The organism is Microcoleus sp. Pol12B4, assembly GCF_036701385.1.
Classification (GTDB): Bacteria; Cyanobacteriota; Cyanobacteriia; order Cyanobacteriales; family Microcoleaceae; genus Microcoleus.
Map to the genome: position 1 here is coordinate 13751 of NZ_JAUBQR010000004.1, position 12941 is coordinate 26691.

At 42.9% G+C, this 12941-nt stretch carries 9 protein-coding genes; 6 read left to right on the forward strand and 3 right to left on the reverse strand.

Annotated elements, in window-relative coordinates:
• Positions 1-286: 286 nt before the first annotated feature.
• Positions 287-883 carry a hypothetical protein gene (locus QUA38_RS01405; protein WP_333158550.1) on the reverse strand — a complete coding sequence of 199 codons (597 nt, stop codon included), beginning with the start codon at positions 881-883 and terminating at the stop codon, positions 287-289.
• A 300-nt stretch (positions 884-1183) separates the two neighbouring features.
• Positions 1184-1414, reverse strand: coding sequence for a DNA-directed RNA polymerase subunit omega (locus QUA38_RS01410; RefSeq protein WP_333071758.1), 231 nt, complete (start codon positions 1412-1414; stop codon positions 1184-1186).
• Positions 1415-1494: 80 nt separating this feature from the next.
• On the opposite strand from QUA38_RS01410, the gene QUA38_RS01415 reads away from it, so the two are divergent.
• From QUA38_RS01415 to QUA38_RS01425, 3 genes are all read left to right on the forward strand, one after another.
• Positions 1495-2187, forward strand: coding sequence for a GDSL-type esterase/lipase family protein (locus QUA38_RS01415; protein ID WP_333158552.1), 693 nt, complete (start codon positions 1495-1497; stop codon positions 2185-2187).
• A gap of 167 nt (positions 2188-2354) precedes the next feature.
• A complete protein-coding gene (locus QUA38_RS01420) occupies positions 2355-3926 on the forward strand; it encodes a GmrSD restriction endonuclease domain-containing protein (protein WP_333158554.1) in 1572 nt (523 codons plus the stop codon).
• A gap of 407 nt (positions 3927-4333) precedes the next feature.
• The gene (locus tag QUA38_RS01425) at positions 4334-5587 is read left to right on the forward strand and encodes an S-layer homology domain-containing protein (RefSeq protein ID WP_333158556.1); all 1254 of its coding nucleotides are present in this window, start codon (positions 4334-4336) and stop codon (positions 5585-5587) included.
• Between the two features lie 2109 nt (positions 5588-7696).
• On the opposite strand, the gene QUA38_RS01430 is transcribed toward QUA38_RS01425, so the two are convergent.
• Complete coding sequence (locus QUA38_RS01430) at positions 7697-10156, reverse strand: CBS domain-containing protein (RefSeq protein ID WP_333158558.1); 2460 nt, start codon at positions 10154-10156, stop codon at positions 7697-7699.
• 268 nt (positions 10157-10424) lie between these two features.
• Between QUA38_RS01430 and QUA38_RS01435 the strand changes: the two genes are divergently transcribed.
• From QUA38_RS01435 to QUA38_RS01445, 3 genes are all read left to right on the forward strand, one after another.
• On the forward strand, positions 10425-11099 hold the full coding sequence (locus QUA38_RS01435) for a HEAT repeat domain-containing protein (protein ID WP_333158560.1): 675 nt from the start codon (positions 10425-10427) through the stop codon (positions 11097-11099).
• Positions 11100-11276: 177 nt separating this feature from the next.
• Positions 11277-11531 carry a hypothetical protein gene (locus QUA38_RS01440; RefSeq protein WP_333075830.1) on the forward strand — a complete coding sequence of 85 codons (255 nt, stop codon included), beginning with the start codon at positions 11277-11279 and terminating at the stop codon, positions 11529-11531.
• Positions 11532-11768: 237 nt separating this feature from the next.
• The gene (locus QUA38_RS01445) at positions 11769-12884 is read left to right on the forward strand and encodes an inorganic phosphate transporter (protein ID WP_333158562.1); all 1116 of its coding nucleotides are present in this window, start codon (positions 11769-11771) and stop codon (positions 12882-12884) included.
• Positions 12885-12941 lie beyond the last annotated feature (57 nt).

Below are 12941 nucleotides of genomic sequence, written 5' to 3' on the forward strand. Positions count from 1 at the left end.
CAACAGTCAACAATCACGGATTGTGCAACCGAAATTGATAGAATTTATCTGCATTAATCTGTGTTGATTTGCCCTCATCTGCGGTCAAAAAAAGATAATGTATTAACCGCAGATGACAAGGGATTGAGGCTGATTCACCCCGATGAAGAGAATAGAGATAGGAATAATTTTAATACTAACAGATTTGATATTACCCATAAATATGAAATAAACCGGGTTTTTTACCATTTTCAAAGGCCCGGATGCAGTATTTCCGTAAAAAACCCGGTTTCTGCATTCCTGAGTATTACGGTAGCAGCAACTTCGCATCTCCCGGCTGCGGCTGCGGTATTTCCGGCGAATTCGATCGCCCTTGTGGTTTTTCCCCCGCAGCAGGTGTGCGCCCAGACCCGGAATTCTCAGTAAAAACATCAACCAAAGCTTGAACTAAAGCATCCCGCTGTGCTCTATTTAACCTCTGAATAGCAGCACGATCCTGTTCCATTGGATTTGATCGCAAAACGTCCTTTCCCGGATAAACGCTTTCCACCAAATAATCTGGAGTCGCCCCCAGATAGTCAGCTAAACTTAACTTCCAATCAAAGCGGTAATTGGGCGGCCGTCCTTTGACAAATACGTGATATCGAATCAACCGCCCGACTAAAGTATTGCTAGGATCGACTTTTCCAGTTTCCTTGGAAATGTAGTTATTTTCGATCGGGAAATCCGGCAATTTTTCGTACACCAATTTCCACGCATCTTGCACCCTCACTTGCGGCTCAGATTGTTGAGCCACCCGCTGCACAGAGGCAGATTCAGCAGTCCGCAGCAGCGAAGGTTCCAAAGCCGACAGACTCAGTTCGCCCGATTCCAATACCCAACTCAAAAGCGTGAAAATAGCCACACTCAAAGTAACAAAAAGAAAACTTAAGCCCTGCTTTAATCTATTCACGGTTTTGACAAAAATTTGAGAAATAGAATAATTTCATAAACTTAGCCGTAAGCAGATGTCCTAGTTTACAATTTTAAGATTTACGATCATTAACCCGGTTTTATTGAAAAATTAGAGGCTTCTTAACGAGGGAACTAGGAATAAACCGGGTTTCTCGTCACCCGCACCCAAGTCTAGTTTGACAAAGTTTTGAGTTTTGAGTTGACAAAAACTTTGGGCAATTCACCACTCAAAACTCAAAACTCCCGAAGCCTAGATATCTCCGATTATTTCCGGCTGAGTCAGTTCGTCCGACATCTCAAATATCGCCCGCATTACAGGTTTCATTTGATGGTCGTCCATATTGTCAAAATCTTCATAACGACGGCGTTTTGCGCGGTTCGCTACCTGTACCGTAATCCGATAGCGGTTGGATGCACCGTTAATCAACTCTTCCGCGCGACGGGTTAGCTGAGTTGAATCGAAGGGTTGACGCTTAGCCATGAGACTACCTACTTTATGTAATGTTACATTCTAGTCTAGTATGTCAAGATTCATAATTTATTAACTGAGTATCATTGCTTATGCAGGTAGCAACAGCCTATTCCTTTGGTCACTTGCATCGGGGAAATTCTCATCCCCTCAAATTGGTTGCTTTCGGTGACAGCTTAATCTACGGTTTCGGCGACGGTGTAGGCGGTGGCTGGGTGGAAAGATTGCGGCGCCAGTGGATGTTACCGGAGAGTGCAGGACACGTTTTATACAATTTGGGCGTTCGGGGCGATCGCACCTATCAAGTCTCCCAACGCCTGGAAAACGAGTTCCGCCACCGGGGCGAACTCAGAAACCGCGTCCCTGATGCGATTATTCTTTCGGTAGGCCTCAACGATTCGGCGAGAGTGCAGTCGCCGACGGGGCGCAGCTACACTGATCTTGAACATTTTAAAACTGTTTTGGATAATTTGTTAAACCTGTCCCAACAACTTTGTCCGGTGATATTTGTCGGGATGGTGCCGGTGGATGAAAGTAAAATGCCTTTTCAAGATTGTTTGTATTACAGTCATGCTGACCAATATCGCTACAAGGAAGCAACGAAATTAGCTTGTCAGTTGCGGGGCATTCCCTATTTAGATATTTTTGATAAATGGATAAATCGGGGTAGTGATTGGTGGCGATCGCGCCTGATTGCAGACGGGCTTCATCCCAATGCAGCGGGCTATCAATCTTTATTTGAAGATGTGACAAGTTGGGAACCGCTAGCCTCTATTAGTCATTAGTCATTAGTCAGTAGTCATTCGTCATCATGGCTGACTTCCGTGGCATTCTGAACTCCCAATATGCCACCTGATCCTGCCATAAAAATTGATCTGGCTTGCAACGCTCAAACGGAAGCTTATTAAGCGAAAACTCAAGAAATACTAAAAAGTAACAATCGGTACCTAAAATGGCAAAATTATCCAAAAATTCCCCAGTTAGTCTAGATGCACTTATTCCCCGAGAAGCATTTGAAATTAAAGATCAGCCCGAACGCAATATGGGAAGAAGTATCCTCACTATAGGTATTCGCGATCTAGAACAAAGTTCTTTTTTCTATCCGTTTTTGCGAAAACCGGATTTTCAAAGAGAAACTAATGAATGGGATGCCACAAAAATATGCGAGTTTATTGAAAGTTTTTTAGATGGAGATTTAATTCCCGCAGTTATTCTTTGGCGAGGTAGTAGCCACTATTTTGTTGTTGATGGTTCTCATCGACTGAGTTCGTTACTTGCTTGGATTAATGATGATTATGGGGATGGTAAAATTTCTAAACAATTTTATGACGGCAACATCACTGACGAACAGAAAGAGGCAGCCAAAGAAACTCGCAAACTAATTAAAGAGAAAATTGGAGCTTACAAGGATTATCAATCATTGACTTCACAGCCTGGTCAATTTAATCCTAAAATGCTGGAAAGAGCTAGGAACTTAGGGGCCTCAGCGATTTCACTTCAATGGGTTGAAGGTGATGCTATGAAAGCGGAGGAATCTTTTTTCAAAATCAACCAGAAAGCAGCCCCCATTAGCGAGACTGAGATGAGGTTGCTACAAGCACGTAAAACACCTAATGGTGTGGCTGCACGTGCGATCGTGAGAAGTGGTAATGGTCATAAATATTGGTCAGATTTCACTAAAGAAAAACAGGATGAGATTGAAAAAGTAGCGCAAGAAATACACCAACTTATATTTCAGCCCAAACTTTCAAATCCCATTAAAACCTTAGATGTACCAATTGTGGGGAATCTTTCATCTTCGGATAAGCTGGAATTGATTTTAGAATTTATAAATATTGTCAATAACATATCAACCGATAATCAGTTGGGAGAAGATTCAACAGGCGATAAAACTATTGAGCTACTAAAGCAGTGCAAAAAAGTGGCTCAAAGAATCAATAGCAAAGATCCTTCATCTCTGGGTTTACATCCACTGCTATACTTTTATACTCAACAAGGAAAGCCAAAAATTGGTTCCTTTTATGGGGTGGTTAGTTTAATTTTACATTTACAACAGACTAAATCTTGGTCTAAATTGATCGAGGTAAGAAAAGACTTTGAATGGGTAATTTGGAATTATGATATGGTTCCACAACTTGTTGCCAAGAAGAGTGACGCATTACAAGCTAGAGAGCGAGTGAGAGACTTCTACTTAGAAGTCATTAATAAGTTGTCAGGAGGTATAGATAAAAAGAATGTTATCACAGAAATAAGCTCCGGCGATCAAAGATTTGCGACTCTGAAAATTCCAAAGAAAGCCGACACTGGGGAAATTCAGAGTAAAGAATTTTCTAGAGAAACCAAAGCATCTGCGTTTATCAGAGAGGCTCTACCAGGCTGGCCAGTTTGTAAAATTTGTGGAGGCTATCTGCCTTGCAGATTTAATAGTATCGATCATATTACAAGAAAAGCTGATGGGGGTTTAGGAACTTTAAAAAACGCACAATTAACTCACCCCTACTGCAATACTACCTATAAAAATTGAAAAAAAAGTGTATTCGATTTAATGTAGAGCCAAAATATTGCGATCGCCGATGGTTAAATTTTAGCGACAGGCAATTGCTTTTTTGTTAAATCAATCTCATACAATTTGGTATGCGATCGCGATCGCATATCAAACGGCTTGGTCTCTAAATCCTGTTAATTGCAGACACAAGGTAGATAAGGGAGATAAGCAACATAAGGATTTTAAGGAATTTAAGCATTTTAAACTCCCACAACAAGCATCAAAATATTTATTTTAAAAGACCGTATCTTCCCCGCACCCAAAGTAAAATTCTTCAATAATGATTACATAACCGAGGGAAAAAGCAAGTTGAACAGGAATCAATCAGCCTATCAAAAGCTTACTTGTCCTCAATAAAAAAAATGTGTAAATTGGAGAATCAAAAAATGTCTGTATTAAATCGCATCAAATCCGGTACATCTGTTTTATTAACCTTGGGAACAGTTGCCGGAACCGCAGCGCCGATGCTAGCTCCCGCACCTTCTTTTGCTCAGACAGCTTTTTCGGATGTTAATAATAACTACTGGGCAAGAGACTTTATTCAAGATTTGTCAGAAAGAGGAATTATCAAAGGATTTCCCGATGGCAGTTTTCGCCCGGATGCACCGGTAACGCGGGCTGAATTTGCGGCAATGGTGCGTTCTGTGAAAAAGGCAAAAACCCGCGGTGCTGTGCGGTTTGCCGATGTTCCATCCAATTTTTGGGCAAGCGGGGCGATCGCAGAAGCTTACGAAATGGGATGGATGTCTGGCTATCCCGGCAATGTTTTCAGACCGACACAGCAGATTCCTCGCGTTCAAGTTGTAGTCGCTTTAAATAACGGAATGGGCTATGAGCCTACGTGCGATTTTCAAGATGTTCTCAGTTACTATAATGATGCTGGTGAGATTCAAAGTTATGCTGTCAAAAGCGTTGCTGCGGCTACTGAAAAACAGTTAGTTGTCAGCTATCCCAGCCCTAAATCTCTCAAACCTAACAAGTCAGCAACGCGAGCTGAAGTAGCTGCTTTTATCTATCAAACATTAGTGAGTACCAATCAAGCAAGACCAATTAATTCTCCTTACATTGCTAAGATTGATGTTAGCGAGTCGGTTGCTGTGCAAATTCCCAGGGGGGTAACTATCCCCATCGAGTACACAAAAGGCAAGATTTTGCTCGCCCCCAATGACAAGTCTCCGATTACGCTGACTGTAGCTGCGGATATCACGGGCAATAATGGCCAAGTGTTGATACCTGAAGGCTCGAAAATTAGCGGCGAATTGCGATCGACTGCTTCGGGTGTTCAGTTTGTGGCTCAAGAATTAAGTATCATCAACGGCACCAGAGTGCCTCTCAATGCCACTTCGCAAGTGATTACTAGGAAAGAAACTGTTACCAAGGGTGTTAATGTTGGTAATCTGGTTAAGAATACGGCGTTGGGTGCAGCAGCAGCGGCGGCGATCGCAGGTGTTACGGGCGATCGGGCGATCGCGACTGAAGAGGTGCTCGGGGGTGCGGGAATCGGGACTTTGATCGGAGTATTTTTGGGTCGAGATAAAGTCGATTTGTATGCTGTTAATCCCGACACTGATTTAGATTTGCTTTTGAATTCCGATTTAGTAGTTGGTACTGCCAGCACAGGCATTTGTAGCGCTCGATAGAGGCGATATACCAGAAGGAAGAACATAACTGATATCAATTCCGGTAGCATTGGAATATTAAAATCCCGTCAACAGTCAACAATCACGGAGGCTAAAACCGGAATTGACCTAATTCATCTGCATTAATCTGTGTTTATTTGCCTGTATCTACGGTTTTAAAAATATAATTTATGAACCGTAGATGACAAGGGATTGACCCTGATTCACGTAGATGTAGAAAATAGAGATATCATCAATAATCCCGATGCTAAGCTGTGGTGCATCTGGGGGGGTGACAAAGAGGTTTAGGAGAGAGACGCAACAGGGTTGGAACACGTATACCCTGTTGATACAAGCAAAGTTTATTTCGAGTTAAATTCATTAACTATTGAATGTTTAACCACTGCTTTTAAAGTCCCATCCTCTTAATTTTTACCTTTGTAAGAGCGCGCAAGTATATAGGCAATTGCTATCACTAATGTCACACTCTTTCAACCATAATTATTAGCCGAACTCTTCTTTAAATTATAACCTCCTGTCTTACAATCTTTAAAGATTGCTTTAATTCGACTCCGACATTTAAAAGTATCAATCGACTGCTTTAAATCGCCTAAATTAGTGAAAAAATACCAACGCAACATCATACTGTTTTCCGCGATATTTGCGGCGCCCATAAGCAGCAATATTAAAAGTTAAACATCCTTGTTGTTTGATAATTTTTACATCTGACAAATAAAAGCTTTCCCTTGGCAGTAACTCCATGTCAGACAAGAGGATGAAATGAGATTTTTTTTATTGTATATAGCGCCCTTTTTTCACCATAAGGATAAACTTAACTTTTTTTTCACAGAGCGAGTATATCAACTTGATGCTAGCAAATTCTCGATCACCTAAAATGATAATGTTCTAATCTGACAGTAACTCTCAAACAGGAGTGATTAGAGCTTTTTCTTCGCCAATATTACTACTTCCTTTTTTATATCGAGGTAACCTGTATAATGGCATACTTATTTTCTCCCATATCAATCTCAGCATAAATACATTTTGCGATCGCTATTGCGTGCGATTAATCGCTATTTTCAAAGGTTTAGACTTTTTTACTAACGGAAATCATCAACTTTTAATGTTCAGACAATCCAATTTTAGAAAACTTTGCAAGTTGCACCTTTTGCTCTCAAATTGAATCGAATAAAGCATCAAGGTAGCCAGTAATTCGATATTAACTTGTTTTTGGGTCTGCAACAGATAGACTAAAATTTTTAGAGTCAGGTACTCTGCGGGTTTAAGTTGTTTTTCGAGATTAATTTGGTAAAATTGAGGGAACATTATTGCTAGATGAGACCACGATAGAATTTCGACCCCATCTTTTTTTAACTTAAGTCAGGTAAATCTGCCACAGGCGGGGCTTTTGACGAGGTTGTCACTCCGCGAAGTCATTGATTCTATCTATGTTGTGACGGGGTTGTCACCCCGTGAAGTGTTTTTATGTTGTTCGGGCAAAACAACACCTGTTTTTAAATTAAATATAATCTACACTTATAGGCATAGAAAATTAACGCAGCAAAAAGTTATTGTAAATTGATCCTGAATATATAGATCCCTCCTGCTCTTGGTTTGCGCTCAATTATTCAGCCAACTCTAATTAAGTGTTGGTTTAGCAGTGATGTATAATTTCCAGATTGCTCAAATTATATGCTGGTAATTAATAGTTAGTAATGGTGGGATTATTGAAGTTTTATGGGTGAAGAAGATTTAATTCATACCCTCATGTCATTTTTTAGGAATTCTTAAGTGAGTGATGCGATCGTTGCACATATTTTTGGGTGTTTTGACTTACTATGATCTCCGATGATTCACTTTTACCCCCTCAATCCGCCTATGTGCCAGTTGGGGCTGCGGAATGTGGGTTTATACTTTCTCGATCTCTTCCCGCTAGACCATCCCACGGAATTTACAGCCCGCCCGCACCCCACGTGACAGTTGGGTTCGGAATGTGGGTTTTTCAAGCTCCCAGATTCATCTGTGGAGTAAATCGAAAATCTAAAATCGTTCGACTGAGCGCGATTTGACGCTCGCGCTAGCCGCACCTCTTCGGCCGAAGTCTAAAATCTAAAATTGACTGATGGCCGACTAATTTCCATCCGGGTTGGTAGGAAATGTGACGATAAAATTAGTCCAGCCATCCCTGCTTTCAACCTCAATTTTTCCCTGCAACTGTTCGACAAGTTTTTGAACCAAAGCTAAACCCAAACCTGTACCTCCTTGTTTCCAAGGATCGGCGTTGGGAACTCGATAAAATTTCTCAAAAATTCGAGGCAATTCCTCTATAGAAATGGACGATTGATTGCTGAGTGTAAATTGGATTTTGGAAGCCACAGCACTTGCTTGTCGCGAATTTGTCCTTTGTTCTCCTTGTTCGCCGTCTCCGTTTTTGCATTCGACTTTCAGAAAAATTTCGCCGTCATTGGCAGTATATTTGCAGGCATTGTTGAGGAGCTCGGCTAAAATTCGTCCCAAACTAGCGCGGTTGGAACTGATCGTGGGGAGGTGGCGATCGCACTCTACTCGCAAATCCTGGTGGCGGTCGTGGGCCCGGGTGTAAAAAGGGTCGATAATAGTAGGCAGCCAGACTTCTAAGTTTACTGGTTCGAGGTCGATCGGACAAGTTGCGGCTTCGAGGCGCTGCAAATCTAGCAAAGCATTAATCAAATCTGTTTCTCTAGTACATTCTGTTTCTAAAATTTCTAGATAAATCTGACGCCGATCTAGTGTGGGAGAAATTCTCAGCATATGAATAGCCATTTTTATATTAGCTAAAGGCGTCCGCAGTTCGTGAGAAACTGTGCTGAGAAATTCATCTTTGAGGACGTTTAAATGCTGGAGTTCGTGAACTTTTTGCTGCAATTCGGCGGTGCGTTCTTGGACTTGGCGTTCGAGGTCGGTGTTGAGATTTTGGACTTGCTGATAGAGTTGGGCTTGCTGAATGGCGATCGCGATTTGAGTTGCCAGTTGCAGTAGCAAATCCACTTCCGAAGGCTGCCACTGCCGAGATTGGGAACACTGATGGACGCACATCATCCCCCACAAATTGCCGTCTTGCAAAATTGGTACAATCAAATAAGCTTTGATTTGCGCTTGCTGGAAACGGGCATATTTTTCGGCACTCAAACAGGCTTGGTCGAGATCCGGAACCGCATAAATTTCCTGTTCAAGCACGAAAGCAGATTCTTGCCAAATATTATCCGGCATGATTTCTCCCAAGATTGAAGGCCAATTTTCGGCAACGGATTCTGCCACTACAATGCCGTAATTGCTGGACTCTAAATGCAGGATTGCTACTCGGTCAGCTAGCAAAACCTGGCGGACTTCATCGACGCTGGCGTTGAGAATTTCTTCGAGGTTTAAGGATTGGTGAATCCGCAAGGAAATGTGAGTTAACAGCCGATCGCGCTGCAATTGTTCATGGAGTTTTGCAGTCCGTTCCCGCACCTGCTGTTCTAGTTTGGCGTTGCGGCTTTGCAACAGTTCCACTTTTTCTGCTTGCAATTGATAAACCGACTGCTGCAACTGTTTGACAACTCGGTACATTTCGGTGGGATCGAGGACTCTGAGCAAGCTGGTCTGAGTAATAATTCCCAACAGTTCTCCGCGCCCCCCGCAGACGACCAACCGCTGCACTTGTTGCTGCTGCATTTCTTTGTGTGCCGTCCATAGGGAATCGGAAGGTTGCAGAAATTGCAGGGGAGTTCTCATGACTTTTTGAGCAGGGGTTTGCTGGAAATTTAGTTCGAGAAACTGTGCCTGTACCAGGTCATATTCGGTAATAATTCCCAGAGGTTGGTGAAAGGAATAGTGAAAAATGGAGGTATAGTCATCTTTGGGCTTCTCCATTGTTAATTCTTTGTTTTTTGTAATCACTACGCAACTGACTTGATGCTCTGACATCAGTTCGGCTATGCTCAGCAGCGAGGCGGTGTGAGGCGCTGTAATTGGCGTAGTCATTAATTCTGCTACCCGCCGCAATTTAAGAATGTTTGAAGGCTGCAATACTTGGCGAATTCTTTCCCGTGTCAGCACTCCTACCAAGTGGCGAAATTGATTGACGATCGGCAAATAGCGAATCTTGTGCTGGCGAAATAAGGATAAAGCGGTAAACACGTCTTGGTCATCGGATTCTGTGAGGGAGACGGACACCGGGGACATCACTTCGGAAATTGGTATTTTGTGCAGGGCTACTTTGTGCTGGTTGTCTATTGTGCCAGAAGCTATCAGCCTCACTAGGTCGGCGGGAGTTAATATGCCGATTAACAGTCCGCGGCTGGGGTTTTCGGATAAGTTGCCTGTGGTAATAGTCTGCTGGTTCTGCACGACGAACACGCAGCGGGCCCGCACCTTTTCCGGCGCGGATGTTTCGGTTATCGCCGCCCGGTCTGCGGGTACAGGTGTTTTGACTAGGGGACAACTGTTTTGCAACTGACTCATCAGGGCGATCGCCACTGCTAAGGAAGTGTCTGGCCCGGCAGTGAGGGGGTAGCGATCGATCGCTTGTTCTAAGGCTGAGGAGTAAAGGGGCGGGTGGTAGAACGGCATAGTTGATTGCAGGTTGTCAGAGGGCGGCTAACTATCGGGCAAAGCCTTAGGGAACGGCAGAAACACCTCGCCTGTGCTTGGGATTTAAATAATAAACTTTCTTATTGATTATTTCCACGCAATCTGAGCTTTAGATTAATCGTCTCACTTATCCGCAATCTTACTCATCTCAAATCCTTGGGCGGTTTTTACTGCCTGCTTTTCCCCTGAGACTCCCCTATAATCAAAATAACCCGAATGTAAAGTTTTACTACAAGATTTATCCATAATGACAACTTTAAGCTTAGAGCAAATTGCAGCCAAGTTAGAAAGCCAAAATTCCGCCGATCGAATGGTGGCTTTGGCCAACTTGCGGAATGTGCCTGCTGCAGAGGCGGTGCCTTTGATTAAAAAGGTGTTGAACGATGAAAGTTTGCAAGTGCGATCGATGGCTGTGTTTGCTCTCGGCGTGAAACCGACAGCAGAGTGCTATCCTATTCTAGTCAAATTGCTAGAAACAGACCCGGATTACGGCATTCGCGCTGACGCTGCAGGTGCTTTGGGCTATTTGGAAGATATCAGAGCTTTTGATGCTTTGGTGCGGGCTTTTTACGAAGATACTCAATGGCTGGTGCGCTTCAGTGCTGCTGTTTCTCTGGGGAATCTCAAAGATCCCCGGGCTCGCGATGTGCTGCTAAAAGCTCTCGACAGTGAGCAAGTAGTGATCCAGCAGGCGGCAATTTCGGCTTTGGGGGAAATTAAAGATATTGGGGCGATCGATCGCATCCTCAATTTTGCTCAGTCGGAAGATTGGCTGATTCGCCAGAGGCTGGCTGAAGCTTTGGGCAATTTGCCGAGTGTTAAGAGCGTTTCGGCTTTGAAATACTTAGAAAAAGATAGTAATTCTCAAGTATCTGAGGCGGCAACAATTTCTCTCGATCGCCTGTCAAAAGCAGAAGCGTGACGTAAAACTTTTAGTATGTTGAAAAACCCGGTTTATTCAATAAACCGGGTTTTTCAGTATTTTAGCAATCTTAATAAAATTTATAGAGTATTCAGTAAAACCAGAATGTATTATTTAAGCTGCGCGGCTAAATCGCAAGTTAAAATAGTTGTCGATCTCCTTTAACCTAAACTAACCATGAATCAAGCGCCCAATCCCTTTAACTCAAATCCCTCCAATCCGCTAGACCCCTTGGAGCAAGAAGTTGACGAGCAAGGTGAAGCATTGCCGAAACAGTACCACCCGGCAACTAAAAAAACTCTGCAAAAAGTCTTTATCATCCTGGTAGTTGTGGGGGCAATTATTGGGGGAATTCTATCTATAGGGGTGATTTCGCTGATGCAGAAGGCGGGACTCACTGATGTGCCGGCAAGGGTACAGAATCCTAAGTGAATGTGTGGGTTGAGCGTACCTGAAGCGATCGCCGAGCCTTAATTATAGTATCGTTCAATATCCGGCCCATGTTGCTGGCGCGTAATTAAGATGCGATCGCTCGCCTATTCCAAAAAAAAATCTTAATATTTTCATTATTTAATTTGATGCAACTGTGTCTATACAATCAAATTCAGTGCTGTAGTGGCCGAGGCAAATAACAGTTTTAAATAAACCACACTTATTCTGAGTAAGAAAATGTTACTTATTGCCCTATTTATCGCCACGTTGTTTTTAGCATACTGCAATGGTGCTAATGATAATTTTAAAGGCGTGGCGACACTGTTTGGCAGTCAGACGACGAACTATAAAACAGCAATTGGTTGGGCCACGATTACAACTTTTGCAGGTTCAATATTTTCTATTTTTATAGCAGAAACTCTGGTAAAAAGCTTTTCCGGAAAAGGGCTAGTTCCAAACGAGATCGCCAATGCCCCAGATTTTCATTTGGCAGTCGCGATCGCTGCGGGTTTAACCGTTATTCTTGCTACCTTAACTGGATTCCCTATTTCCACAACTCACGGTCTTACAGGTGCTCTTGTCGGTGCAGGTTTAGTAGCAATTGGTACTCAAGTTAATTTTACAGCATTGCAGAAAACTTTTCTAATGCCTTTGTTGCTGAGTCCCATGATTGCGATTCCATTAGCAGCTTTAATTTATGGGCTGTCTCGCTACCTGCGAGTTTATTTGGGGATCCAGAAAGAATGGTGTATTTGTGCTGGTCAAATTCAACAGGTTATTCCCATTCCCCAACCGGATGCAACTAACATACTGAAGTGTATCACAACCGCTGATGTCGCGGTCGATTCTATAGATAAATGCACGCAAAGGTACCTGGGAAATTTCTTACAAATCCCCAGCCAAAAGTTAGTCGATGTTTGCCATTTTATGAGTGCGGGAATCGTCAGTTTTGCCAGAGGATTGAATGATACGCCGAAAATTGTTTCGCTCATGTTAGTCGGTCAATCAATATCAGTTCAGTGGGGAAGTTTGGCAGTAGCTTTGGGAATGGCGATCGGCGGTTTATTGAATGCTCGAAAAGTGGCAGAAACAATGAGCAAAAAGCTGACAGCAATGAATACAGGTCAAGGACTTGTGGCTAACTTAGTGACGGGATTTTTAGTTATTGCTGCCAGTCGCTATGGACTTCCAGTGTCTACTACCCATGTTTCGGTAGGTTCAATTTTTGGTGTAGGATTGATTTCAAAAAAAGCTAATGTGCGTGTTTTCTATCAGATTCTACTATCATGGATCTTGACCTTGCCAATTGCTGCTGCAATCAGCGGCTGCGCTTACTGGGTGTTGCATCGGTAAGGGAATTAATCGTTAGTCCTAGAAGAGAAAGAGTTCGCAGTTGATTTGGGATTGCCA

What these genes read in the sequence shown, in the direction of transcription:
- QUA38_RS01440 (WP_333075830.1), top strand. Translation starts at nt 11,277, where the DNA reads ATGAATCAAGCGCCCAATCCCTTTAACTCAAATCCCTCCAATCCGCTA.
- QUA38_RS01445 (WP_333158562.1), top strand. Translation starts at nt 11,769, where the DNA reads ATGTTACTTATTGCCCTATTTATCGCCACGTTGTTTTTAGCATACTGC.
- QUA38_RS01435 (WP_333158560.1), top strand. Translation starts at nt 10,425, where the DNA reads ATGACAACTTTAAGCTTAGAGCAAATTGCAGCCAAGTTAGAAAGCCAA.
- QUA38_RS01410 (WP_333071758.1), bottom strand. Translation starts at nt 1,414, where the DNA reads ATGGCTAAGCGTCAACCCTTCGATTCAACTCAGCTAACCCGTCGCGCG.
- QUA38_RS01430 (WP_333158558.1), bottom strand. Translation starts at nt 10,156, where the DNA reads ATGCCGTTCTACCACCCGCCCCTTTACTCCTCAGCCTTAGAACAAGCG.
- QUA38_RS01425 (WP_333158556.1), top strand. Translation starts at nt 4,334, where the DNA reads ATGTCTGTATTAAATCGCATCAAATCCGGTACATCTGTTTTATTAACC.
- QUA38_RS01420 (WP_333158554.1), top strand. Translation starts at nt 2,355, where the DNA reads ATGGCAAAATTATCCAAAAATTCCCCAGTTAGTCTAGATGCACTTATT.
- QUA38_RS01415 (WP_333158552.1), top strand. Translation starts at nt 1,495, where the DNA reads ATGCAGGTAGCAACAGCCTATTCCTTTGGTCACTTGCATCGGGGAAAT.